We start from the raw sequence: 23,874 nt of genomic DNA on the forward strand, positions 1-23,874 counted from the left end.
GGGCGACAGCATCGCTTGCTCCGGCGAACCGGGAGATCATTCGCGCAGAGGCGCGGAGATCGCAGAGAAGGCTGTGAGGATTCACGCGGAGACGCGGAGACGCGGAGATGGAAGTTCGGGCCGACAGGCCCATTCTCATCCCAGACGGCGCGGCCGGACGCGAGGTCGAATAGATAAAGCCGCTTCGCGGCAATCACGACATCTCCGCGTCTCCGCGTCTCCACGTGAACAAAAATCTCTGCGATCTCCGCGCCTCTGCGCGAATCCTTTTTCGCCGCGGAAGAACGACAGCGCCCGGTCACCGCGCCCGGTCGCACGTCACGCGCCCCGCGGCAGGTGGATGCGCACCAGCGTTCCCTGCCCCTTCTCGCTCAGCACCTCCATCGTCCCGCCGTGCGCGGCGACGAGCTGGCGCGCGAGCGCGAGGCCGATGCCGCCGCTCTGGGTTCCCGCCTGCTCGCCGCGCGTCACCGCCGCGACCGCTTCGGGAAGCCCTGGCCCATTGTCGGACACGACGATCTCCACCCCCCGCGCATCGCCGTCGGCGTGCAGCAGCACCCGGCCGTCGCCGCGCCGGGCGGGCGCGGTATAGCGGATCGCATTGTCGAGCAGTCCGGCGAAGAGGCGCGACAGGCGCGGCGCGTCGCCGTCGATCCGGCCGAGCCCATCGGCAAGCTGGCCGACCAGCTCGACCTTCTCACCCTCCGCAAGCGCTGCGGCGTCGCCGAGCGCCGCGTCGAGCAGCGCGCGGACATCGACCGGCGCGCGCTCGATCGCCAGCGTCCCCGCCTCCCCCTGCGCGAGGTCGAGCACATTGTCGATCTGGCGCGACAGCACGCCGACCGAATCGATGATCGCATCGACATAGGCCTGCTGCTGCTCGCCGAGCTTGCCCGCATAGCCCGCCTGCAGCATCTCGGCGAAGCCGCCGATCGAGGTCAGCGGCGTCCGCAGCTCATAGCTCATCCGCGACAGGAAGGCGGTCTTGACCTTGTCCGCCGCCTCCAGCGCCTCGTTGCGCTCGCGCAGCGCGCCCTCGATCTTGCGGCTGTCGGTAACGTCGAGCATGATCAGCAGTGCGTTGCCGTCGGGCAGCGGGATCGCCGCGAAATCGAAATGGCGCCCGTCACGGAAGCGGATCTGCCCGACGCGCTGCTGGCGTTCGAGCGTCGCGGCGCGGATCACCTCCTGCACGATGCTGACCTGGTTGGGCTTGGCGAGCCGGTCGGCCAGCCCGTTCATCAGCTGGTCGACGCGCGGATGCGCGGCCAGCGTCGGCTCGTCGACGCTCCACAGCCGGCGGAAGCGCTGGTTCCACAGGTGGAGCCGCCCGTCGGAGGCGAAGACCGCGACCGCCTCGAACAGATTGTCGAAGGTCGCGGTGCGCACGCGCAGCAGCGTGTCGCGCGTCGAGGCGAGTTGCACCTGCTCGGTGCGGTCCTCGGCGATCAGCAGCAGGCCGCCGTCGGGGGTCGGCTGGGCGACGACGTGCAGGTGGGTGCCGTCGCGCAGCAGCCATTCCTCCTCGCCCGCCTCGGCGCGCGCGAACCAGTCGACATGCGCCTGCCGCCACTGCGGATAGTCGCGCACCTCGGGCGTCCGCCCGGCGTCGCGCCACGCATCGAGCAGCCGCGCGAACGACCGCGCCTCCGCCACCTCGTCGGCACCGATCGCGAAGAGGCGGCGGAACGGCAGATTGGCGAAGACCAGGTCCTGATCGGGGCCGAACTGCGCGACCGCCGCCGACAGCCGGTCGAGCAGCTCGCGCTGGGTATCGACGAAACGCCGGTGCGCGCCGCGCTCGCTCTCCAGTTCCTGAATGTCGATGGCATAGCCCGCGATGCCGATCACCCGTCCGCCCTCGGGCGCCAGCGGCACGTCGACGACGCGCATGATCCGCCGCTCGCCCTCGATCGTCACCGGCACCGTCCGTTGCTGCGCCGACCCGGCGGCGCGCGCCGCCTCTGCGGCGTCGGTCGCGCTGACCCCGGCGACGGGCTCGCACAGCTCGGTGCCCTCGTCGATCACCGCCGCGGCGCTCTTCGCCTCGACCGCGCGGACATAGGCGGCGTTGACCAGCGCGAGCCGCATGTCGGTCTCGCGGAACCACATCGGGAAGGGTGCCGCCTCGATCAGCCCCGACAGCGCCTCGAACGCCGCCATCGCCTCGTCGCGCTCGGCGCGCGCGCGGACGAGCGCCTGCTGACCATCGGTCGCATCGCTCAGCCACAGCAGCACGCTGCCCGGCCCGCCGACCGCCGGCGGCGCCGCCATGCCCTGAAAGACGATGGTGCGGCTGCCGCCCCGCGGCGTCAGGTTCAGCGTGAAAGGCTTGGCGCCGCGCTGCGCGCCCAGGATCGCCTGCCGCAGCGCCTCGTGCCCCGCGGCGTCGAGCCCGGCGTCGAGCCCGCGCAGCTCGTCGAAATTGCGCGGGCCGCCGTCGAGCCCGAGCCAGCGCCCGAGCCGCTCGCCCGCCTCGATCCGCCAGTCGGCACGGACGATGACGGGAAGCTGCGGCGACGCCTCGACCAGGCTCGCCAGCCGCTCGGTCTGCCCGGCGACGAAGGCCGAGCGCCGCTGCATCGCGATGCCGCGCCCGACCGCCCACAGGCCGGCGATCAGCCACAGGGCGGCGAACAGGCCGAGCGCGAACAGCGATGCCGGGGAAAGCGGATCGCTCATCCCGTTTCGCATCCTCGCATGTCCGGCCGTTCCGCGCGCATGACCGATGCCCTACCGGCGATGCGGGGATGTTTCAATCGCATGTCGGCGCCGGTTGCCGCGCCCCGCCTTCCGATGGGCGCGCGGCTGTGGAAAAGCGGCGCATGGTGCAAGTTTGATGGGTGTCTCGACTTGGCCGACACGAACGCAACGACAGATCGGATATGAGGCTCGGTGGCTTAAAGCCTGACGACACGGCCTTGAACCGTCATTGCGAGCGGAGCGAAGCAATCCAGAGCCCGCGTAAACCGCCCTGGATTGCTTCGCTCCGCTCGCAATGACGGAGAAAATTTTGACCGGCCGCGGACACGGGTTTTTAGGAACCGAACGAAAAAAGAGGGCGGCCAGGCCGCCCTCTTCCTTTCTCCGCGATCGCCGCGGTCCCGGCGCGAAACCACCCCGCGCCGAAGCCGGAAGCGTCAATAGCGGTAATGGTCGGGCTTGAACGGCCCCTCGACCGGCACGCCGATATAGTCGGCCTGCTTCTGCGTCAGCTTCGACAGCTTCACGCCCAGCTTTTCGAGGTGCAGCGCCGCGACCTTCTCGTCGAGATGCTTGGGCAGGACATAGACGTCGTTCTGATACTCGCCCGCCTTGGTGAACAACTCGATCTGCGCAAGCGTCTGGTTGGTGAAGCTCGACGACATGACGAACGACGGGTGGCCCGTCGCACAGCCGAGATTGACCAGCCGCCCCTTGGCGAGGATGATGATCTCCTTGCCGTCGGGGAATTTGACCAGGTCGGTCCCCGGCTTGACCTCGGTCCAGTCGTAGTTGGCAAGCGCCGCGATCTGGATCTCGCTGTCGAAATGGCCGATGTTGCAGACGATCGCCATCGGCTTCATCGCTGCCATATGCTCGGCGGTGATGACGTCGGCATTGCCCGTCGCGGTGCAGAAGATGTCGGCGCGGGTCACCGCCTCGTCCATCGTCACCACCTCATAACCCTCCATCGCCGCCTGCAGCGCGCAGATCGGGTCGACTTCGGTGACGAGCACGCGCGCGCCGCCGTTGCGCAGGCTCGCCGCCGAGCCCTTGCCGACGTCGCCGAAGCCCGCGACGCACGCGACTTTGCCCGCCAGCATCACGTCGGTGGCGCGGCGGATCGCGTCGACCAGCGATTCCTTGCAGCCATAGAGGTTGTCGAACTTCGACTTGGTGACGCTGTCGTTGACGTTGATCGCGGGGAAGGGCAGCTTGCCCTCCTTGGCGATCTGGTACAGGCGGTGGACGCCCGTGGTCGTCTCTTCGGAGACGCCCTTGATGGCGCGGACGCTCTTGGTCAGGTAACCGGGCTTGGCGGCGAGGAACGCCTTGAGCGCGCGGACGAATTCGACTTCCTCGGCATTGGTGGGCTCGAACAGCGCCTCGCCCGCCTCGACCCGCGCGCCCCACAGCGCGAACATGGTGGCGTCGCCGCCGTCGTCGAGGATCATGTTGGCGGTCTGGTCGTCGCCCCAGTCGAAGATGCGCCCGACATAGTCCCAATAGTCGGCGAGGCTTTCGCCCTTCACCGCGAACACCGGCGTGCCGCCCGCGGCGATCGCGGCGGCGGCATGGTCCTGGGTCGAGAAGATGTTGCAGGTCGCCCAGCGCACCTCGGCCCCCAGCGCGATCAGCGTCTCGATCAGCACTGCGGTCTGGATCGTCATGTGCAGCGACCCGGTGATGCGCGCGCCCTTCAGCGGCTGCGCGGCGCCATATTCCTCGCGCAGCGCCATCAGGCCCGGCATTTCGGTTTCGGCGATCGCGATCTCCTTGCGGCCGAAGTCGGCAAGGCCGATGTCGGCGATCACATAGTCACGGGTTTCGGCGGCAAGAGTGGCCACGATTCATGTCTCCTGTCAGGCGGCACGGCCGCGCGCACGCGACCGGCAATGATGCGCGGCGCCCTAGCCGAAAGCGGCTCGGCGTTCAAATATAAACTTTTCTTTATATCGCGCCCCAAACACTGTTGAGCCACACTGTTGAACCACAGCGTCGAACCGAGGCCGTCGCATGACGTCGATCGGATCGCCGCCCACGAACCGCGAAGCCGCGCGGCGGTCCGGCTTGATGCGGAACGCCCGCGCGAATCGCATTCCCCCCGGAGCGCACACGAAAAAAATTTTCGCCTCGTCCGATATGTGACAGCCGCGCATGGCAGCGCGCGGCCGCAGCAAGGCATCGTCAGGATATTGATAATCCTGACTTATAATGCGCCATGCGATGAGCATAATCGCCTATTGTGACAATATTGTTACAACTGCTTGGAAATATTGACTTTTTCCCGATTGCGATGGAAAATCGGCCAAAGTTTCGGGGAGATAGGAAATGAAGAAAATCATGCTGCCGCTGCTCGCTGTCGCTTTCGCGAGCCCCGCCGCGGCGCAATCCATCGTCGTCGTCACCGCGCCGCAGGCCGATTCGACGGTGCTGCCGGTCGCCTATGCCGAGCTTCGGGCGGGCGAGAATACGGCCGCGGTGACGAAGCTGACCGGCAATGCCGCGCTCGACGCGCGCGACCCGTCGCGGCTGATCAACCTCGGCACCGCTTATGCCCGGCTCGGCCGGACCGCCGATGCGGCGGCGGCCTATGAAGCGGCGGCGGCCAGCCCGATCCGTTACGACCTCGAACTCGCTGACGGCAGCTATATGGATTCGCGCTGGGCGGCCCGCACCGCGCTGGCGCGCCTCGGCGGCCGCCAGCCGCTGCTCGCGCTCGCGCGCTGACCGGTCAGGCTTCGCCGCCCTCGGTGGTGAGCAGGCGGGCGTCGACGCCGGCTTCCGCGAACGCAGCCTGCCAGCGCCGGGTAGGAGGGGTTTCGAACAGCAGTGCGTCGCTGCCCGGCGTGACATGCCAGCCGTGGCGCACCATTTCGTCCTCCAGCTGGCCGGGCGACCAGCCGGCATAGCCGAGCGCGACCAGCCATCGCGTCGGGCCGCGTCCTTCGCCGATCGCGCGCAATATGTCGTGCGAGCTCGACAGCATCCAGCGGTCGGCGACCTGCACCGCGCCCTCGCCGCCCCAGTCGCGGCTGTGAAGGACGAAGCCGCGCGACGGCTCGACCGGCCCGCCCAGGAACACTGGCTGTGCCAAGGGATCGTCGTGCGCGATGTCGAGCTGATCGAGCACCGCGCCGACGGTCATGCCGTCGATCGGATCGGCGACCGCGATCCCCATCGCGCCGTCCGCATCGTGGCTGATCATCGCGATCACCGCCTGCTCGAAACGCGGATCGCCGATTCCCGGCAGGGCGAGCAGCAACTGGCCGGTGAACCAGGCAGGGGTGGATTCCATCGCGGTACCATGGACGCGCGCGCCCGCCGGGTCCAGCGCCTTTACCGCGTCCCCCTCCCGCTTGCGGGAGGGGCAGCGAGGCTTGGCAGCTTGCTGCCTACTATGGCGTCCTCGTCACCCCGGGCTTGACCCGGGGTCCCGCTTCCTTTCGCGCACGGACCGAAGAAAAGCGGGATCCCGGGTCAAGCCCGGGATGACGAAATCCATGTGGCGAACTTCAGATTCAGGTGCCTAGCCGCAGCGGGGGGCAGACGCGCCGCCGCCGCCCCACCCCCGATCCCTCCCGCTTGCGGGAGAGGAGACCGGGTGGACGCATCATGTTCAAAATGACCCGCTGCCCCGTCCCGCTTGACTCGCGCCCGTCACAATCCGATGTCACCGCCATCCCAATCCCCTCGATGAAAGGATGCCGACATGACGATCCAGACCGGAGACAAGCTGCCCGACGCCAAGCTGGTGAAGGTGACCGAGAACGGCCCCGAACAGGTGAACGCCGCCGATTATTTCAAGGGCCGCAAGGTCGCGCTCTTCTCGGTTCCCGGCGCCTTCACGCCGACCTGCTCGGCGAAGCACCTGCCGGGCTATGTCGACAAGGCCGACGAACTGAAGGCGAAGGGCATCGACGAGATCGCCTGCACCGCGGTCAACGACGCCTTCGTGCTCGGCGCATGGAGCAAGAATGCCGGCGCCGATCAGGTGACGATGCTCGCCGACGGCAACGGCGATTTCGCCGAGGCGGTCGGGCTGACGATGGACGGCACCGCCTTCGGCCTCGGCAAGCGCGGCCAGCGCTTCTCGATGATCGTCAACGACGGCGTCGTCGAACAGCTCAACGTCGAGGCCCCCGGCGAATTCAAGGTGTCGAGCGCCGACCACATGCTCGAGCAGCTTTGACCGGAGCGGGGCGGGCGCCGACGGCAGGCCCGCCCCCTTCCCTTTTGCCCCGATTTCGTGCAAGAGCGCCGCGATGACATCGCCTTCATCGCTTTCTCCCGACATCGCCGATACCGACGCGCTCGTCGAAACGATCATCGCCGAACTGAAGGCGAAATTCCGCGACGCGGTCGTCGCGCTCAAATCGGCGATCGCCGCCTATGTGCACGACGGCACCCTGCCCCCGGCGGACGCCGCCGCGACCGGCCTGTTCGACTATCCGGCGCTGCGTCTGGTCACCAACGGCGAGTTCCGCGACGGTCAGGGCGGGCATAATCTGGCCTTCGGCCATTTCGAGCGCGCGGGCGAATTCGTCACCACCGTCACCCGCCCCGACCTGTTCGAGGCCTATCTGCGCGAACAGCTCAGCCTGCTGGTGCATCATTACGACATGACGCTGGAGGTGACGCGCACCGGGCAGCAGATTCCCTTCCCCTATGTGCTCGACGCGAGCGACGGGTCCGACATGGGCGGCGTCACCCCGCTCGAACTCGCGCGCCATTTCCCGACCACCGACCTCGCCGACATCGGCGACGAACTGGCCGACGGGCTGTTCGGCGCCGACCCCGCGGCGTCGCTGCCTCTCGCGCTGTTCGACGCGCTGCGCACCGATTTCAGCCTCGCGCGGCTGCGCCACTACACCGGCACCGCGCCCGAGCATTTCCAGCGCTATATCCTGTTCACCAACTATCATCGCTATGTCGACGAGTTCGTCGCCTGGGCGGGCGCGCAGGTGGGGCGGGATCGCTACACGGCGCTCGCGGGCGCCGGCGGCCTCTATGTCGACCGGGCGGGCGTCGACGCGAGCGCGCTCGTCGCCGACAGCGCATGGCGCCGGCACCAGATGCCCGCCTATCACCTGATCGCGCCCGACGGCAGCGGCATCACCCTCGTCAACATCGGCGTCGGCCCGTCGAACGCCAAGACGATCTGCGATCACCTCGCGGTGCTGCGGCCGGAGGCGTGGATGATGATCGGCCATTGCGGCGGGCTGCGCCCCAGCCAGCGCATCGGCGACTATGTGCTCGCCCACGCCTATTTGCGCGACGACCATATCCTCGATTCGGTGCTGCCGCCCGAAATCCCGATCCCGCCCATCGCCGAGGTGCAGCAGGCGCTCGCCGGCGCGGCGGAGGCGGTGTCGGGAACGAGCGGCGCCGACCTCAAGAAGCGGATGCGCACCGGCACCGTCGTCACCACCGACGACCGCAACTGGGAATTGCGCTTCACCGACTCAGCGCTGCGCTTCTCGCAGTCGCGCGCGATCGGCATCGACATGGAAAGCGCCACCATCGCGGCACAGGGTTACCGCTTCCGCGTTCCCTATGGCACGCTGCTCTGCGTCAGCGACAAGCCGCTGCACGGCGAACTGAAGCTGCCCGGACAGGCGAACCGTTTCTACGAGGAGGCGATCGCCGCCCACCTCCAGATCGGCATCCGCACCTGCGAGATGCTGCGCGACGAAGGCCCGCGGCTCCACAGCCGCAAGCTGCGCGCATTCAACGAACCCCCGTTCCGGTGAGCGGCGGGGGCAGCCGCCCCCTCCCTTCTCCCGTTCGTGTCGAGCGAAGTCGAGACACCCATCGGGGTTGCGCCATGCAGCGCTCCGACTTCGCTCGACACGAACGGAAAGGTGGGTCAGGTTAAAGGCGCGCACTCGAGAAGGACGGCCCATGACGAACCCAGCCCCCAACCTGTCGCGCTCGGTCGCCGGCCGCGTCGCCATCGTCACCGGGGCGGCCAGCGGCATGGGCCGCGCCACCGCGCTGCTGCTCGCGAGCGAAGGCGCGAAGGTCGCGGTGACCGATCTCGACCTTGCGGCGTGCGAAGCGGTCGCGGCCGAAGCCGGCGACAACGCCCGCGCCTTTGCCCTCGACGTGTCGGACGGCGAGGCGATCGGGCGCACCGTCGCACAGGTCGCGGCGACATTCGGCGGCATCGACATCCTGATCAACAACGCCGGGGTGTCGAGCTTCTGCCCGCTCGACGCCGACGATTACGAGGCGATCTGGCACCGCGCGATCGCCGTGATGCTGACCGCGCACCAGCGCATGGTGCGCGCGGCGCTGCCATGGCTGCGCCGGAGCGACGCGGCGCGCATCGTCAACATCGCCTCGACCGAGGGGCTCGGCGCGACGCCCGGCGACACGCCCTATGTCGCCGCCAAGACCGGCGTCACCGGCCTGACGCGCGGCCTCGCGGTCGATCTCGGCAAGGAGGGGATCACCGTCAACTGCATCTGTCCCGGCCCGATCCGCACCGGCATGACCGACGCGGTGCCCGAAGCCGACAAGGCGGTCTTCGCGAAGCGCCGCACCGCGCTGCGCCGCTATGGCGAGCCCGAGGAGGTCGCGCATGTGACGCTGAGCCTCGTCCTGCCCGCCGCGAGCTACATCACCGGCGCGGTGATCCCCGTCGACGGCGGCCTGACGGCGCGCAACGCGTAGGGTCCCCTAGGCCTCACACATACATGCCGTCGCGCAGGTTGATGCCATGCTCGACCCACGCCTTGAGCGCGCAGAGCATCTGCGACCAGCCCTGGCAATTGCCGTAGGAGGCGTCGAGCGCACCCTGATTTTCGCGCCAGCCCTCTTCGGCGATCTCGACGAGCGTGCGTCCGTCGTCGAGACCCTTGAACGCCATGGTGACGCGCGTGCGATAGTCGCTGCCCGTCATTCCCCCGCCTTCGACGTTCGGCGCCTCGCCCTCGTTCGCCTGCCATTCGAGCACGATCCGCTCGTCGGGCACGACCTCGATCACATGAACGGGAAAGGCGCCGGGGAAATCGTGGAAATCCCATGTCACCGTCGCGCCGGTCTCCAGCCGCCCCTCGGCGCCGCCGGTGGTGAAATAATGCGACAGCTGCCGTGGGTCGGCGACCGCCTCGAACACCGTGTGCACCGGCTTCGCGATCCGCGCCGCGACCCTGAACTTCAGTTCCATGACCAGTCTCCGCTTGAGTCGCGTTCGATTATGTTATAAATTTACAACATGTCAATCCACGACGATTTCGACCGGATCTTCAAGGCGCTCGCGCATGCGGTACGGCGGCAGATGCTCGACGATCTGAAGGATCAGCCGCTGACGACGGGTACGCTGTGCGGCCATTTCCCCGACCTCGACCGCTGCACGGTGATGCAGCATCTGAAGGTGCTGGAGGAGGCCGGGCTGGTGATCGCCGAGCGGCGCGGCCGCGAACGCTGGAACCACCTCGACGCGATGCCGATTCAGGACATCCACGACCGCTGGATCGGCCCGCACGCCGCCGCCGCGACGGCGCGGCTCGCGCGCTTCAAGCAGGCGGTCGAGGCGGAATGACGGGGGGATGACTGGAATCGGCCGATAAGCGACGCCAGCAGGATCGTCACCCCGGACTTGATCGGCAATTATCCCTTTTCGACAAGTCACTGTTCCCCGGCGAAAGCCGGGGTCCAGATGGCACAGCGCTACCACGCATGGACCCCGGCTTTCGCCGGGGAATAGCTCCCTACTTGCCTGAAGGGTATATATCCGACTTGATCCGGGGTCCATTCGCGCAGCGCTGAGAGAATGGATTCCGGATCAAGTCCGGAATGACGAAGATAGGAGATGTCTGGTTGCGACCGAAAGCGGACGTTTCTTCTCCCCTCCCGCAGGCGGGAGGGGTTGGGGGTGGGCAGCGACGGCGCAAAGGCCCACCCCGCTGCGACTAACGAACAAGTTCGTAAGTCTCGCTGCCCCTCCCGCCTGCGGGAGGGGAAACCAGAACATGTCTCAAACGTCAGTTCCCCACCCCGAAGCCGACATTTGCACTCCCGCATGAAAGGGGCCGGGGAGTCGCCTCCCCGGCCCTTGTCAGATCGTCGCGAACCTCGGGCTCACCACCCCTGCGGCTTGCCCTTGTTCTGTTCGTCGAGCCACGCCTTGAGCGGGGCGAAATAATCGACGAGCGCCTTGCCCGACATCTCGCGGCTGCCGGTGAAGGCCTCGAGCGCGTCGGGCCACGGCTTCGACGCCCCCATTTCGAGCATTTCGTTGAGCTTCGCGCCGACCGCCTTGTCGTTGTAGAAGGAACAGCGGTGCAAGGGGCCGGTCCACCCCGCCTGCTTGCACGCCGCCTGATAGAATTGGAACTGCAGGATGCGCGCGAGGAAATAGCGGGTGTAGGGCGTGTTGCCGGGAATATGATATTTGGCGCCGGGGTCGAAGGCGTTCGCGGGCCGGTCGCCCGGCGGGACGATGCCCTGATATTGCAGGCGAAGCTGCGTCCACGCCTTGTTGTAGTCGGCGGGCCTGATCGTGCCGTCGAACACCCCCCAGCGCCAGCGGTCGACGAGCAGGCCGAACGGCAGGAAGGCGATCTTGTCCATCGCCTGACGCAGCAGCAGGCCGATGTCCTTGTCGGCGCTCGGCACCTTCGCCTTGTCGAGCAGGCCGATGTCGACCAGATATTGCGGCGTGATCGACAGCGCGACGAAATCGCCGATCGCTTCGTGGAAGCCGTCGTTGGCACCGTTCAGATAGAGGAACGGCTGCCGGTTGTAGGCGCGCTGGTAATAATTGTGGCCGAGTTCGTGGTGGATGGTGACGAAATCGTCGGCATTCACCTTGATGCACATCTTGATGCGGATGTCGTCCTTGTTGTCGACGTCCCAGGCCGAGGCGTGGCACACGACCTCGCGGTCGGCGGGCTTGGTGAACAGACTGCGCTTCCAGAAGCTTTCGGGCAGCTTCTCGAACCCGAGCGAGGAATAGAAATTCTCGCCCGCCCGCACCATGTCGAGCGGCGCCTTGCCCTGCGCCTTCAGCAGGTCGCCGATGTCGTAGCCGAGGTCGCCCGAACCCGGCGGCGCGACGAGCGGGTAGATGTTGCCCCATTCCTGCGCCCACATGTTGCCGAGCAGGTCGGCGCGGATCGGCCCGGTCTTCGGCTGCACCGCGTCGCCGTATTTCTCGTTGAGCTTCCAGCGGACATAGGTGTGCAGGGCCAGATAGAGCGGCTTCACCTCCTGCCACAGCCGTTCGGTCGTCTTCGCGAAATCCTCGGGCGACATGTCGTAGCCCGACCGCCACATCGCGCCGGTGTCGGCGAAGCCCAGTTCCTTCGCGCCCTCGTTGGCGATGGTGACGAGGCGCGCATAATCGTCCTTCATCGGCGCGCCGACATTGTCGTGCCAGCTCGTCCACATCTCGGCATATTCGGCGGGCGTATGCTGGAGATTGCCCATCTCCGCCTCGATGTCGGAGCCGGAGATTTCCTTGCCGCCCAGCGTGCCGCGCCCCTTGCCATATTGCGACTGGAGGTCGGTCGCGATGGTGTTGAGTTCGGTCGCCGCGCCCGGCCGGGTCGGCGCCGGCAGGACGAGGCCGGTGCGCAATATGTCGAGCTTGCGCTTCGTATCGGCGCTCAGCCCGGCGACGTCGCGATATTTCGCGGCTTCGAGCGCGTATTTCACCGCCTTTTCGGTGCCCACCGCATTGATGCGCGCCGCCATCGCGTCGGTGTCGTCGGTGATGTAGGTCGAATTGACCCAGTTCACCTGACTCGCCTCGACCGTATAGTCGAACAAATCCTTTTCCGCGGCGGCGACGAAGGCATCGGCATCTGCCGCAGTGGGGGCAGCCGTCGGCGCGGCGGGGGCGTCCTTCTGCTTCGGTGCGGCGAGCGCGGGGCCCGCGACCGCAAGCGAAAGGGCGAGCGACAGCGTTGAAATCATGGCTCTCATGGGATGCGTCCTCTGGATGGTCTGACGGCGCTCCAGCGCCGGATACCCCAGACTGAACCGCGTCCGCGGCAGGGTCAAGCCGTCAGGAAGGCCGCGATCGCCTGCCCCAGTTCGGGCTCGGTGACGCTCGACATGTGGGTGCCGGGGATCGTCGCGAGCACCGCGTCGGGCAGTGCCGCGACGAGGTCCTCGGCCGACCCGTTGTCCCGGTCGCGGTCGCCGCACACGACGAGCGTCGGCATCGTCAGCGCGGCCAGCGCATCGGGCGGCGTATCGGTGAAGCTGTCGAGCAGGTGGCCGGCGGCGATGCGGTCGATCTTCATCGTCTTCATGAACTGGATCGACAGCCAGCTGTCGTCGCCGCGCTTCGCGCTGTCATATTCGGCAATCACGCGTTTGAAGAACTGCCCCCGCCGCTGCCACCCGGCCAGTCCCGCCAGCCCCATGCCGCCCAGGATCAGTCGCCCCGGCGCCATCCCCGCAACCACCGCGCGCACGCTGGTCCGCGCGCCGAGCGAGAAACCGCCGAGATCGAACGCCGACAGACCGAGGTGCGCGACCAGATCGGCAAGGTCGTTCACCAGCACGTCGGGCGGGTAAAGCGCCGCGTCGTGCGGCGCCGCGCTCGATCCGTGGACGCGCAGGTCGGGCATGACGACGCGATAGCCCTCGGCGGCGATGCGTGCCGCGGTGCCGAACTTGATCCAGTTGACCTCGGCGCTCGAGAACAGGCCGTGGAGCAGGACGACCGGCCGCCCCTCCCCCATCTCGCGCCACGCCAGCCGCACGCCGTCGCGCGCGTCGAAATATTGCGGTTCGATGCTCATGCTTCGGCCTTAGGACAGGATGCCATCGGATTGAACCGTCATTGCTTCGGCATGTTCGCTTTCCGCAAGGAACCGTTCCCCGGCGAAAGCCGGGGTCCACGCGGGACAGCACTATGCCGTATGTCATCTGGACCCCGGCTTTCGCCGGGGCACAAGCTCTCGCTCTATGCCGACTTGTTCGAGTATGACGAAAGGGGGAGAGCGCGCCGAAACTCTCCCGCGCAGATTTTCGCTGTGCTCAGCGCGGCCGCAGGCCTTTCTGCTCCATGCGCCATTTCGCCAGCTCGATCCGGTCCTGCCCGAAGAAGGGCTCGCCGTCGAAGACGAGCGTCGGCACCCCCCAATGGCCCGCGAGTTCGAGCGCCGCCTGGTTCGCGGCGATTTCCGCGTCGAGCGCCTCCGCATCGGTTTCGGCCTCGGCGTCGAGTTCGGCGAGGTCCAGCCCCGCGCGGCGGGCCGCGCCCGCCAGATGATCGCCGAGGTGCCAGTCCTGCGCGCCGCCCCAGATGAGCTGTGCGACCTCGTCGCAGAAGGCGAGGCTCTTGCCGCGCCGCGACGCCGCCTGCCCAAGGCGCGTCAGGCGGAAGATATAGGGCTGCTCCGCCGCAATCTCGCGCGTGTGGACGTTCTGGACGATCGGGTCGGGACGCGGCGGGCCGAAGGGGATGCCGTGGAACTGCGCGACGCGCATCATGTCGCGCATCGTGTAGCCGAGCCAGTTGGGGTGGTTGCGCTCGAAGAAATCGGGCTGGCGGATCGCGAGCGGATAGACGGGACGCAGGTCGATCGTCACGTCGTGGCTCGCCGCGAGCGCGCGATAGCGGCCGATGGCGAGATAGCTGTAGGGCGAGCGGAAGGACCAGAAGAGGTCGGCGGTCAGACTCATGGCACGCATAGTGCCAAAATATCCGCGCGGCGCAAGCGATTGTCGAAAAGCGGCAGCCGCCGTTCGCGGCAATTTCGCATGTGCAGCATATTGTCATTGGATATAGTGGCAATTGCTATTATATCGTCTGCCATGAGAGAGACGGTCGGCTTTCTGCTCAACGACACCGCGCGGCTGTTCCGCCGCGCCTTCAACGCGCGCACCCGCGACAGCGGGATCACCGCGCTGCAATGGCGGCTGCTCAGCTATCTCAAGCGCTACGAGGGCATCCGCCAGGGACCGCTCGCCGACCTGATCGAGGTCGAACCGATCACCCTGTCGCGGATGGTCGACCGGCTGGCCGAGGCCGGGCTGGTCGAGCGTCGCGCCGACCCCGGCGACCGCCGCGCCTGGCTTCTCTATCTGACCCCGCGCGCCCGCGAGCAGATGGGCGCGATGCGGCGGCTGACCGACGCGCTGACCGAAGAGGCGATCGGGGGGCTTACCCCCGCCGAGCGTGCCGAACTGATCCGGCTCGTCCGCCACGTGCGTTGCAACCTGTCGCGCCGCGACGCGATCGACACGACCGAAAGAGAAGAAACGAAAGAGGCCCTCTGATGGACCAGCTCGCTCCCCCTCGCCGCAAGCCCGACCACGCCGCGCCGCGTTCCGAAGAGGTCGTGCCGCCGAAGGCCGCCTCGAAGGCCGCGCCGAAGGCCGATCCCGTGCCGCCGCCCGCCACCGCGGCAGAGGCGAAGCCGGGCTGGCGGGCGCGCGCGCTGATGTTCGGCGTGCCGCTGGTGCTCGCGGCGGCGGGCGGCTGGTACTGGCTGGCGAGCGGCGGGTCGGTGTCGACCGACAATGCCTATATCCAGATGGACAAGGTGTCGGTCGCCGCGGAGGTCGGCGGCCTGATCACCGAGGTCGCGATCCGCGAGGGTCAGGAAGTCGAGAAGGGACAGCTGCTCTTCCGCATCGACGGCCACCCCTATGCGCTGACGGTCGCGCAGGCGAACGCCGCGATCGATTCGGCGACCGTCGACGTCGGCAATCTGTCGGCCAGCCTGGCCGCGACGGCGGTCGATATCCAGGCGGCGCGCGAGGACATCGCCTTCGCCGAATCGAATTTCCAGCGCCAGGCCGCACTGATGGACAAGGGGTTCACCACCCGCGCCGCCTATGACGCGTCGAAGCACGCGGTCGAGCAGGCGCGCGCCCGGCTCGCCCAGGCGCAAGCGTCCGCCGCCGAAGCGCGCGCCAAGCTGGCGACGGGCACGGGCGGCACCAATCCGCAGGTCGCGGCGGCGCGCGTCCGGCGCGCGCAGGCACAGGTCGACCTCGGCCGCACCGAGGTGCGCGCGCCGAGCGCCGGGCGGGTCGCCGAATCGGACCGGCTGCAGCTCGGCCAGATGATGGTCGCGGGACTTCCCGCGGTGACGCTGGTCGATACCGCGCATCCGTGGGTCGAGGCCAATTTCAAGGAAACCGACCTCGCGCACATGTGCGTCGGCCAGCCCGCCGAGATGCGCTTCGACGCCTATCCGGGGCTGAAGGTGCGCGGGCACGTCCAGACGATCGGCGCCGGCACGGGCAGCGAATTTTCCGTGCTGCCCGCGCAGAACGCGACCGGCAACTGGGTGAAGGTGACGCAGCGGGTGCCGGTGCGCATCGCCTTCGACGAGGCGCCGAAGCGGGCGATGATCGCGGGGCTTTCGACCGAGGTCACGGTGATCACCTCGGGCGGCTGCAACTAAGGGCAGCCGGTGGCGAGCCGCGTCTTTTCCCGGCGCCCGGCGCCTGCGGCGACGGTCGTCAGCGACGACCGGCCGCTCTACGAACAGGTGCGCTATCATGGCCTGCTGACCGTCGCGGTGATGGGCGCGTCGGTGATGCAGATCCTCGACACGACGATCGCCAACGTCGCCATTCCGCACATGCAGTCGAGCCTCGGCGCGACGAGCGAGACGGTGAACTGGGTGCTCACCAGCTATATCATCGCCTCGGCGGTCGCGATGCCGATCACCGGCTGGCTCGCCGACCGCATCGGGCGGCGCCCGCTGTTCCTGATCGCGGTGCTCGGCTTCATCATCGCCTCGATGGCCTGCGGCGCGGCGCAGAATCTGGAGGAGATGGTCATCTTCCGTTTCCTGCAGGGGATCAGCGCCGCCTTCATCGGGCCGCTGTCGCAGTCGGTGATGCTCGACATCAACCCGCCCGAACGCCACGCGCGCGCCATGTCCATCTGGGGCATGGGGATCATGGTCGGGCCGATCCTGGGACCGATCCTGGGCGGCTGGCTGACCGAATCGGTCAACTGGCGCTGGGTTTTCTACGTCAACCTGCCGGTCGGGCTGGCGACGCTGGCGCTGCTCTGGGCGCTGCTCCCCGCGACCGGGCGCAAGGACCGCAAATTCGACCTGTTCGGCTTTTCGATGCTCGCGCTCGGGCTCGCGTCGCTCCAGCTCATGCTCGACCGCGGGGCGCAGAAGGACTGGTTCGACAGCCTCGAGATATGGATCGAGACCGGCGTCGCCCTCGCCTGCCTGTGGATGTTCCTGATCCACCTGCTGACGGCACGCGACACGCTGTTCGACCGCCGGATGCTCGCCGATCGCAATCTGCTCACCGCGCTGGGGTTCATGATCGTGATCGGCATCGTCATGTTCTCGTCGATGGCGCTGCTACCGCCGATGCTCCAGCGCCTGTTCGACTGGCCGGTGATCGACACCGGCTGGGTGCTCGCGGTGCGCGGCGTCGGCATCCTGATCAGCATGTGGATCGCGGGCCGGCTGATGGGGCGGATCGACGCGCGCTGGCTGGTCGGCAGCGGCCTCGTCATCGCCGCCTATTCGCTGTGGCAGATGAGCCAGTGGTCGCTGATGATGGGCGTCTGGCCGGTGGTGGTCAGCGGGCTCGTCCAGGGGCTCGGCATGGGGCTGGTCTTCATCCCGCTCAACACCATGGCCTTTGCGACGCTGGGTCCGGCGTGGCGCACCGACGGCGCCAGCCTGCTCAACCTGTTCCGCAGCGTCGGCGCGTCGGTCGGCATCTCTGTGGTGACGACGTTGCTGGCCACCAACACGCAGACGAGCCACGAAGACCTGGTCGCGCACATCACGAACAGTTCGGTCGCGCTGATCGACCCGTCGACCTCCGACCGGCTCGGCGCGCTCGGGGGCAGCGTGATGGCGATGGTCAATGCCGAGATCAACCGGCAGGCCGCGATGGTCGCCTATATCGACGATTTCTGGGCGATGATGTGGGTGACATTGCTGTCGGTCCCGCTCGTCATCCTGCTGCGCCCGCCCGCCCCCGGCGGACCGGCGGCGTCGGCGAGCGACATGGGGCATTGATGCGCCGGGCGGACCGCGCGCCGCGCTATCCGGCCAGCGCCGCCATCATCCGCTCGTCCTTCGCGATCCAGGGGGCGAGGCTGGGACGCGAGAGGATCGCCGCGCTCCACGCCGCGATCTTCGGATAGCGCGCCGGATCGGCCCCGGCGCTGCAATGGCGGACGTTCACCAGCGGCGAGACGGCGGCAAGGTCGGCGAGCGTCAGCCGGTCGCCGACCAGAAAGCCGCTCGCGGGGATCGCCTCCTCCAGATAGGCGAGCAGCTTCGGCAGGTCTTCGGCCTCCGCCTGCGCCGCCGCGGCCAGGTCGCCTTCGCGTTTCAGGACGTGCGGCGCGACGACGCGGTTGAAGAATAATTTGCCGCTGCACGCCGCGAGCAGCGTATCGCCGAACTCCTCCCACCAGATCGTCCGACCGCGCAATTGCGGATCGGCGGGAATCAGTTCGGGTTCGGGATGCTTCGCTTCCAGATAGTGGATGATCGCGCTCGAATCGGCGAGCCGATAACCGTCGTCGTCGATCGCCGGCATCTTGCCGAGCGGCGAGGCGGCGCGGAACCCCGGATCGGGGTCGCCGATGCCGACCCCCTTCAGCTCGAAGCCGATCCCCTTCTCGCCCAGATAGCCGAGCAATTTCCGCACGAAAGGCGATAGCACCGAACCATAGACGATCATCGAACCTTCCCCCTTCGCCGCTGCCCACCCAGCATAGGGAAGAGGCCGCGAACCGCAACCCGCGACGGCGGGCGAAAGCGACGGCACAACGTGCGCGGCGACCCCGATAAACGCGCTTGCTATCAGCGCCTTGGCGTGGAACACTCGCTTGTTCGGGGGCGCTGCCGGGCGCAGCCATACAACAGGAAAACCAAGCAATGCGCCCTTCCGCCTGGGCAGATCGGCTGATGGCCCTTTCGGTCCGCGCGATGGGCCTCGTCATCCTGCTCGGCGCGCTTGGCGCGGCGGCGGCCAGCTTCTTCTACAACCAGACGCAGGAGGCCGATCAGGCCGGGCGCGTCGCGATGCAGATCGACGACCGGCTGCGCGATCATATCTCGGCGCTCGAAGGCGTGCGGGCGCTGTACGAATCGGACATGGCCGCCAACGGCCCCGCCATTCGCGCCTATCTGACGGCGCTCCAGCCGCAGGTGCGCTCGCCGGGCATGCAGGGCATCGGCATCGCCATCGCGATGCAGCAGGCGACCCCCGCCGCCGCCGAGGCGCGGCTGCGCCAGAACTATGGCCGGGACATTCGCGTCTGGCCCACGACCGACCAGCCGATCGGCTTCCCGATCATCCTCCTGGAACCCGACGATACGCGCAACCACCGGGCGCTGGGTTTCGACATGTACAGCGAACCGGTCCGGCGCGAGGCGATGCGCCGCGCCTGGCAGACCGGCCGGCCGGCCGCGAGCGGCATCGTCGAGCTGCTTCAGGAAACCCGCGACCGGCGCAAGCAGCCGGGTTTCCTCATCTATATTCCCGTCTATGCCGCGACGCCCTCGGCCGACGCGATCGCTGCGCTTCCCCCCGTCGACGCCGGCGGCGGCAGCGCCGTCGCGACCGCCGGCGGCGGCGTCCGTCCGATCGAGGCTTTCGTCTATGCGCCGTTCCGCGTCGACGACCTGATGCGCGCGGTGCTCGGTTCGCAGCTCGAAAGCATCGACGGGATCGAAGTCTTTGCGGGCGACGGCCCGTCGGCGCCGCGTGTCTTCACGCACGGCGTCATGCGCTGGGACGCGCATGAAGAGCATATCCGCGTCGCCGACCGACTATGGACGGTGCGCATCTCCTATGGCCGGTTCATCGACCGGATCGGCCGGCCGCTCGGCATCCTGCTCTTCGGGCTCGCCATCGCGGTCCTCGCGACCCAGCTCCACCGGCTGCAACAGCGCCGCCTCGGCGCCTTCCAGGCGCTTGCCGAGGAAAAGGCGCGCCACGCGGAGGACCGCGAACTGATCATGGGCGAAATGGCGCACCGGATGAAGAACGCCTTCGCCCGGATCGGTGCGCTCGCCCGGATCACGGCACGCGAGGCGGGCGATCTCGCCACCTTCGAGGCCAAGTTCGACGGGCGGCTGCGCGCGCTGTCCGACGCCAAGCAGATGCTCGTCACCGGCGCGGTCGACAGCGTCGAACTCGGCGCGATCGTCCGCCGCGAACTGACGCTCGCCGGCTGGGACGAGGAACGGCTCGCGTCGCTTTCCGGTCCGGAGGTCCGCCTCGCCGACGAGGGCGCACAGGCGGTCGCGCTCGCGATCCACGAATTCGTCACCAACAGCATCAAATATGGCGCGCTGGCCGGCAAGGGGACGCTTGCGGTGCACTGGCGCCGCGACGGCACCGATATCGAACTGTCGTGGATCGAGAGCGATCTGCCCGAAACCCCGCATTTCGAGACCGAAAGCTTCGGCACCCATTTCATCCGCTCGCTGATCGAACGGCAACTGAAGGGCCGGTGGCATCGCCACGCCACCGACAAGCAGCTTGCCATCCTGATCCGCTGGCCCGATCAGGCGGTCCATGGCTGACCCCTGCTGGCACATCTGGATCGATCGCGGCGGAACCTTCACCGACGTCGTGGCGCGCGCCCCCGACGGCCGCGCCCTCAGCACCAAATATCTGAGCGAGGACCCGGCGCGCCCCGGCGATGCGGCGGTGAACGCGATCCGCGACCTCACCGGCGCGGGCGACGGCCCGCTGCCGCCGCTGTCGATCCGCATGGGATCGACCGTCGCGACCAATGCGCTGCTCGAACGCAAGGGCGAACCGACCCTGCTCGCGATCACGCGCGGCTTCGGCGACGCGCTGACCATCGGCTACCAGGACCGGCCCGAGCTGTTCGCGCGCGCGCTGAACCGCACGCCGCCACCGCACGCGGCGGTCGCCGAGATCGCCGAGCGTATCGGCCCCGACGGAGAGATCATCGCGCCGCTCGACGAAGCCGCCGCGCGCCGGGCGCTGCAGGCGGCGCGTGACGCCGGGATCGCCAGCATCGCGATCGTGTTGATGCACGGCTATCGCCACCCGGCACACGAACGGCGGCTGGCGGCGATCGCCGCCGAACTGGGCTTTTCCCAGATTTCGACCAGCCACGACGTCAGCGCGCTGATCAAGCTCGTCGGGCGCGGCGACACGACGCTCGCCGATGCCTATCTCTCGCCCGTCCTCCATCATTATGTGCGCCAGTTCTGTGCCGCGCTGGGCGACGAGGCCCGGCCGCAGTTTATGAAAAGCTCGGGCGGGCTGGCCGCGGCGGCCGCCTTCCACGGCCGCGACGCGATCCTGTCCGGCCCTGCCGGCGGGATCGTCGGCATGGCCGGCAGCGCGGCTCCGCTGGGGTTCGAACGGCTGATCGGCTTCGACATGGGCGGCACCTCGACCGACGTCAGCCATTATGCCGGCCGGCTCGAGCGCGATAACGAGACGATCGTCGCCGGGACGCGCATCCGCGCGCCGATGCTGCGCATCCACACCGTCGCCGCGGGAGGCGGTTCGATCTGCCGCTGGGACGGCGCGCGCCTGCTCGTCGGCCCCGAAAGCGCGGGCGCCAACCCCGGCCCCGCCGCCTATGGCCGCGGCGGCCCGCTGACCGTCACCGACTGCAACGTGCTGCTCGGCAAGATTCAGCCCGATCATTTCCCGAAGCTGTTCGGCGAAGGCGGCGACCAGCCGCTCGACCGCGCCGCCGTCGCGGACAAGTTCGCGGTCCTCGCGGCGCAGGTCGGCAACATCACCCCCGAAGCGCTGGCCGAGGGGCTGCTCGCCATCGCGGTGCAGCAGATGGCGAACGCGATCAAGCGCATCACCATCGCGCGCGGTCACGACCTGACGCAGGGTTACAGCCTCGTCGGCTTCGGCGGCGCCGCGGGACAGCATGTCTGCCTCGTCGCCGATGCGCTCGGCGTCGACCGGATCCTGCTCCACCCGCTCGCGGGCGTGCTCTCGGCTTATGGCATGGGCCTTGCTCGCCCCTCGGCGATTCGCGAGCGGACGCTGGGACTGCCGCTCGCCGCCGACTGCGCCGACAGCCTCGCCGCCGCCGAAGCCGAGCTTGCCGGACAGGCGCGCGCCGACCTCGCTCCCGACGCGCAGGTCGCGCGCGAGACCCTGCTCTTCGTCCGCCTCGCCGACAGCGACAATGCGATCGAACTGCCGCTTGCCGATCCCGCCGCGGTGCGCGCCGCCTTCGCCGCCGCCTTCCGCCAGCGGTTCGGCTATGCGCCGCACGATGATCTGGTCGTCGACCGCATCCGCGTCGAGCTGACCGAGGCGGACGACGCCCCCGCCGCCCTGCCGCCACCCGCGCCAACGACCGAAGCCGAACCCGAGACCGTCACCGCCTGGCTCGCAGGCGCCCCACACCGCGTGCCGCTCCACCAGCGCGCCGCGCTCGCCCCCGGCCGCACCGTCGCCGGGCCCGCGATCATCGTCGACGCGCTCGCGACCACGGTGGTCGAACCGGGATGGACGGCAACGGTCGAGTCCGAAGGCACGCTGCTGCTCTCAAGAACGGGCGCAGCCCCGCGCGAGGTCGATGGTTCCGCTCCCGAAGCGCGGGAAGATCAACCCGACCCGATCCGTCTCGAAATCTTCAACAGCCTGTTCATGGCAATCGCGGAGGAAATGGGCGGCGCGCTTCAGCACAGCGCCTCGTCGATCAACATCCGCGAGCGGCTCGACTTCTCCTGCGCGCTGTTCGACGGCGAAGGGCGGCTTGTCGCCAATGCGCCGCACATGCCGGTCCACCTCGGCTCGATGGGGGAAAGCGTCCGCACGATCCTGCGCCGGCGCGGACCCGATGCCGAGGGCCGGCCGCGCGACGGACGCGGGCTGCGCCCCGGCGACGCCTATGCGCTCAACGCCCCCTATGACGGCGGCACCCATCTGCCCGACATCACCGTCATCATGCCGGTGTTCGTGGAGGGGCGAACCGACGCCCCCGCTTTCTTCGTCGCCGCGCGCGGCCACCATGCCGACCTCGGCGGCATCGCGCCCGGCTCGATGCCGCCGAACAGCCGCAGCATCGAAGAGGAAGGCATATTGTTCGACAACCGGCTGATCGTCGACGACGGCCGGTTCCTCGACGCCGATGTCCATGCGCATCTGACCGCGGGCGCCTTTCCGGCGCGCAACCCGGCGCTCAACATCGCCGACCTCAAGGCGCAGGTCGCCGCCTGCCAGCGCGGCGCCAGCGCGCTCGCCGACCTGTCCGCCGCGCACGGGGCCGCCACCGTCGCCGCCTATATGGCGCACGGCCAGCGCCAGGCCGAAGCCGCGGTGCGCCAGCTCGTCGCCCGCCTCGACGACGGCGCCTTCCGCTATGCGATGGACAATGGCGCCGAGGTCGCCGTCGCGGTGCGGGTCGACCGCGCGGCGCGCCATGTCACGATCGACTTCACCGGCTCGTCGCCGACGCTGCCCGACAATTTCAACGCGCCGCTGCCGGTCGTCCGCGCCGCCGTCCTCTATGTGCTGCGCACGATGCTCGACGACCCGATCCCGATGAACGAGGGCTGCCTTGCACCGGTGACGCTGATCGTGCCCCCCGATTCGATGCTCAGCCCACGCCATCCCGCCGCCGTCGTCGCGGGCAATGTCGAGACGAGCCAGGTGATCACCGACGCGCTCTTCGCCGCTTTCGGCGCGATGGCCTGCGCGCAGGGGACGATGAACAATTTCACCTTCGGCGACGCGCAGCGCCAATATTACGAGACGATCGCCGGCGGTTCGGGCGCGGGCCCGGGCTTCGACGGCACCGCGGTCATCCAGACGCACATGACCAACAGCCGCATGACCGACCCCGAGGTGATGGAGACGCGCTTTCCGGTGATCGTCGAGGAATTTTCGATCCGCCGCGGTTCGGGCGGCAAGGGGCGCTGGACCGGCGGCGACGGCGCGACGCGGCGCATCCGCTTTCGCGCGCCGATGGTGGCGAACATTCTCGCCAACCGCCGCAAGGTGCCGCCCAAGGGGCTCGCGGGCGGCGCGGACGGCGTCCCCGGCCGCAACTGGGTCGAGCGCGCCGACGGATCGATCGAACGGCTCGCCGCGACGGGCAGCGCGAACCTCGAAGCCGGCGACGCCTTCGTGATCGAGACGCCGGGCGGCGGCGGCTATGGCGAAGCGGGGGAGGAGCGATGAGGGGGTGTGCCTATGTGCGCCCCGGCTTTCGCCGGGGTCCAACGTCCGACA

The 23,874-nt window shown here is 68.5% G+C and carries 18 protein-coding genes; 10 read left to right on the forward strand and 8 right to left on the reverse strand.

Going from position 1 to position 23,874, the window contains the following annotated elements; genetic code table 11:
• Positions 1 to 318 precede the first annotated feature (318 nt).
• Complete coding sequence (locus tag SGRAN_RS17430) at positions 319 to 2,682, reverse strand: sensor histidine kinase (protein WP_067185761.1); 2,364 nt, start codon at positions 2,680 to 2,682, stop codon at positions 319 to 321.
• A gap of 458 nt (positions 2,683 to 3,140) precedes the next feature.
• Positions 3,141 to 4,550, reverse strand: a complete 1,410-nt coding sequence (ahcY, locus tag SGRAN_RS17435) for an adenosylhomocysteinase (protein ID WP_067185763.1) — start codon at positions 4,548 to 4,550, stop codon at positions 3,141 to 3,143.
• Positions 4,551 to 5,034: 484 nt separating this feature from the next.
• Between ahcY and SGRAN_RS17440 the strand changes: the two genes are divergently transcribed.
• Entirely contained in the window at positions 5,035 to 5,433 is a 399-nt protein-coding gene (locus tag SGRAN_RS17440) for a hypothetical protein (RefSeq protein WP_067185765.1), read from the forward strand.
• Positions 5,434 to 5,437: 4 nt separating this feature from the next.
• Here the strand turns inward: SGRAN_RS17440 and SGRAN_RS17445 are convergent, their stop codons facing one another.
• Positions 5,438 to 6,001 (reverse strand): YqgE/AlgH family protein, encoded by a 564-nt coding sequence (locus SGRAN_RS17445; protein ID WP_067185767.1) that lies wholly within the window; start codon positions 5,999 to 6,001, stop codon positions 5,438 to 5,440.
• Between the two features lie 414 nt (positions 6,002 to 6,415).
• Between SGRAN_RS17445 and SGRAN_RS17450 the strand changes: the two genes are divergently transcribed.
• From SGRAN_RS17450 to SGRAN_RS17460, 3 genes are all read left to right on the forward strand, one after another.
• A complete protein-coding gene (locus SGRAN_RS17450) occupies positions 6,416 to 6,895 on the forward strand; it encodes a peroxiredoxin (RefSeq protein WP_067109558.1) in 480 nt (159 codons plus the stop codon).
• A gap of 73 nt (positions 6,896 to 6,968) precedes the next feature.
• Positions 6,969 to 8,456, forward strand: a complete 1,488-nt coding sequence (locus SGRAN_RS17455; RefSeq protein WP_067185768.1) for an AMP nucleosidase — start codon at positions 6,969 to 6,971, stop codon at positions 8,454 to 8,456.
• A 151-nt stretch (positions 8,457 to 8,607) separates the two neighbouring features.
• Positions 8,608 to 9,381, forward strand: a complete 774-nt coding sequence (locus tag SGRAN_RS17460; protein WP_067185770.1) for an SDR family NAD(P)-dependent oxidoreductase — start codon at positions 8,608 to 8,610, stop codon at positions 9,379 to 9,381.
• Between the two features lie 13 nt (positions 9,382 to 9,394).
• On the opposite strand, the gene SGRAN_RS17465 is transcribed toward SGRAN_RS17460, so the two are convergent.
• Entirely contained in the window at positions 9,395 to 9,877 is a 483-nt protein-coding gene (locus SGRAN_RS17465) for an SRPBCC family protein (RefSeq protein ID WP_067185772.1), read from the reverse strand.
• Between the two features lie 48 nt (positions 9,878 to 9,925).
• Here SGRAN_RS17465 and SGRAN_RS17470 point away from each other — a divergent pair, with 48 nt between their 5' ends.
• The gene (locus tag SGRAN_RS17470) at positions 9,926 to 10,252 is read left to right on the forward strand and encodes an ArsR/SmtB family transcription factor (protein ID WP_067185776.1); all 327 of its coding nucleotides are present in this window, start codon (positions 9,926 to 9,928) and stop codon (positions 10,250 to 10,252) included.
• A 539-nt stretch (positions 10,253 to 10,791) separates the two neighbouring features.
• Here SGRAN_RS17470 and SGRAN_RS17475 read toward each other — a convergent pair.
• The 3 genes from SGRAN_RS17475 to SGRAN_RS17485 all read right to left on the reverse strand — a co-directional run bounded on the left by SGRAN_RS17475 (position 10,792) and on the right by SGRAN_RS17485 (position 14,352).
• Positions 10,792 to 12,639 carry a M2 family metallopeptidase gene (locus tag SGRAN_RS17475; RefSeq protein ID WP_067185777.1) on the reverse strand — a complete coding sequence of 616 codons (1,848 nt, stop codon included), beginning with the start codon at positions 12,637 to 12,639 and terminating at the stop codon, positions 10,792 to 10,794.
• A gap of 74 nt (positions 12,640 to 12,713) precedes the next feature.
• A complete protein-coding gene (locus SGRAN_RS17480) occupies positions 12,714 to 13,466 on the reverse strand; it encodes an alpha/beta fold hydrolase (protein WP_067185779.1) in 753 nt (250 codons plus the stop codon).
• Positions 13,467 to 13,704: 238 nt separating this feature from the next.
• Positions 13,705 to 14,352, reverse strand: a complete 648-nt coding sequence (locus SGRAN_RS17485) for a 2-hydroxychromene-2-carboxylate isomerase (protein ID WP_067109576.1) — start codon at positions 14,350 to 14,352, stop codon at positions 13,705 to 13,707.
• Between the two features lie 132 nt (positions 14,353 to 14,484).
• Here SGRAN_RS17485 and SGRAN_RS17490 point away from each other — a divergent pair, with 132 nt between their 5' ends.
• Genes SGRAN_RS17490 through SGRAN_RS17500 form a run of 3 tightly spaced genes read left to right on the forward strand, consistent with a single transcriptional unit; the run spans position 14,485 to position 17,684 of the window.
• Positions 14,485 to 14,949, forward strand: coding sequence for a MarR family winged helix-turn-helix transcriptional regulator (locus tag SGRAN_RS17490; RefSeq protein WP_067109579.1), 465 nt, complete (start codon positions 14,485 to 14,487; stop codon positions 14,947 to 14,949).
• Positions 14,949 to 16,085: an HlyD family secretion protein gene (locus SGRAN_RS17495; protein WP_082737331.1), complete on the forward strand. Its 1,137-nt coding sequence runs from the start codon at positions 14,949 to 14,951 to the stop codon at positions 16,083 to 16,085. The genes SGRAN_RS17490 and SGRAN_RS17495 overlap by 1 nt, the downstream gene beginning before the upstream one ends.
• Positions 16,086 to 16,094: 9 nt before the next feature.
• Positions 16,095 to 17,684, forward strand: coding sequence for a DHA2 family efflux MFS transporter permease subunit (locus SGRAN_RS17500; RefSeq protein ID WP_067185781.1), 1,590 nt, complete (start codon positions 16,095 to 16,097; stop codon positions 17,682 to 17,684).
• 25 nt (positions 17,685 to 17,709) lie between these two features.
• Here SGRAN_RS17500 and SGRAN_RS17505 read toward each other — a convergent pair whose 3' ends face one another.
• Entirely contained in the window at positions 17,710 to 18,357 is a 648-nt protein-coding gene (locus SGRAN_RS17505) for a glutathione S-transferase family protein (protein ID WP_067185783.1), read from the reverse strand.
• 227 nt (positions 18,358 to 18,584) lie between these two features.
• Between SGRAN_RS17505 and SGRAN_RS17510 the strand changes: the two genes are divergently transcribed.
• Positions 18,585 to 20,210, forward strand: a complete 1,626-nt coding sequence (locus tag SGRAN_RS17510; RefSeq protein ID WP_237233555.1) for a CHASE domain-containing protein — start codon at positions 18,585 to 18,587, stop codon at positions 20,208 to 20,210.
• Positions 20,203 to 23,823, forward strand: a complete 3,621-nt coding sequence (locus tag SGRAN_RS17515) for a hydantoinase B/oxoprolinase family protein (protein ID WP_067185786.1) — start codon at positions 20,203 to 20,205, stop codon at positions 23,821 to 23,823. The genes SGRAN_RS17510 and SGRAN_RS17515 overlap by 8 nt, the downstream gene beginning before the upstream one ends.
• Positions 23,824 to 23,874 lie beyond the last annotated feature (51 nt).

Source organism: Sphingopyxis granuli, from assembly GCF_001559015.1.
GTDB lineage: Bacteria > Pseudomonadota > Alphaproteobacteria > Sphingomonadales > Sphingomonadaceae > Sphingopyxis > Sphingopyxis granuli.

What these genes read in the sequence shown, in the direction of transcription:
- SGRAN_RS17430 (WP_067185761.1), bottom strand. Translation starts at nt 2,682, where the DNA reads ATGAGCGATCCGCTTTCCCCGGCATCGCTGTTCGCGCTCGGCCTGTTC.
- SGRAN_RS17440 (WP_067185765.1), top strand. Translation starts at nt 5,035, where the DNA reads ATGAAGAAAATCATGCTGCCGCTGCTCGCTGTCGCTTTCGCGAGCCCC.
- SGRAN_RS17445 (WP_067185767.1), bottom strand. Translation starts at nt 6,001, where the DNA reads ATGGAATCCACCCCTGCCTGGTTCACCGGCCAGTTGCTGCTCGCCCTG.
- SGRAN_RS17450 (WP_067109558.1), top strand. Translation starts at nt 6,416, where the DNA reads ATGACGATCCAGACCGGAGACAAGCTGCCCGACGCCAAGCTGGTGAAG.
- SGRAN_RS17455 (WP_067185768.1), top strand. Translation starts at nt 6,969, where the DNA reads ATGACATCGCCTTCATCGCTTTCTCCCGACATCGCCGATACCGACGCG.
- SGRAN_RS17460 (WP_067185770.1), top strand. Translation starts at nt 8,608, where the DNA reads ATGACGAACCCAGCCCCCAACCTGTCGCGCTCGGTCGCCGGCCGCGTC.
- SGRAN_RS17465 (WP_067185772.1), bottom strand. Translation starts at nt 9,877, where the DNA reads ATGGAACTGAAGTTCAGGGTCGCGGCGCGGATCGCGAAGCCGGTGCAC.
- SGRAN_RS17470 (WP_067185776.1), top strand. Translation starts at nt 9,926, where the DNA reads ATGTCAATCCACGACGATTTCGACCGGATCTTCAAGGCGCTCGCGCAT.
- SGRAN_RS17475 (WP_067185777.1), bottom strand. Translation starts at nt 12,639, where the DNA reads ATGAGAGCCATGATTTCAACGCTGTCGCTCGCCCTTTCGCTTGCGGTC.
- SGRAN_RS17480 (WP_067185779.1), bottom strand. Translation starts at nt 13,466, where the DNA reads ATGAGCATCGAACCGCAATATTTCGACGCGCGCGACGGCGTGCGGCTG.
- SGRAN_RS17485 (WP_067109576.1), bottom strand. Translation starts at nt 14,352, where the DNA reads ATGAGTCTGACCGCCGACCTCTTCTGGTCCTTCCGCTCGCCCTACAGC.
- SGRAN_RS17490 (WP_067109579.1), top strand. Translation starts at nt 14,485, where the DNA reads ATGAGAGAGACGGTCGGCTTTCTGCTCAACGACACCGCGCGGCTGTTC.
- SGRAN_RS17495 (WP_082737331.1), top strand. Translation starts at nt 14,949, where the DNA reads ATGGACCAGCTCGCTCCCCCTCGCCGCAAGCCCGACCACGCCGCGCCG.
- SGRAN_RS17505 (WP_067185783.1), bottom strand. Translation starts at nt 18,357, where the DNA reads ATGATCGTCTATGGTTCGGTGCTATCGCCTTTCGTGCGGAAATTGCTC.
- SGRAN_RS17510 (WP_237233555.1), top strand. Translation starts at nt 18,585, where the DNA reads ATGGCCCTTTCGGTCCGCGCGATGGGCCTCGTCATCCTGCTCGGCGCG.
- SGRAN_RS17515 (WP_067185786.1), top strand. Translation starts at nt 20,203, where the DNA reads ATGGCTGACCCCTGCTGGCACATCTGGATCGATCGCGGCGGAACCTTC.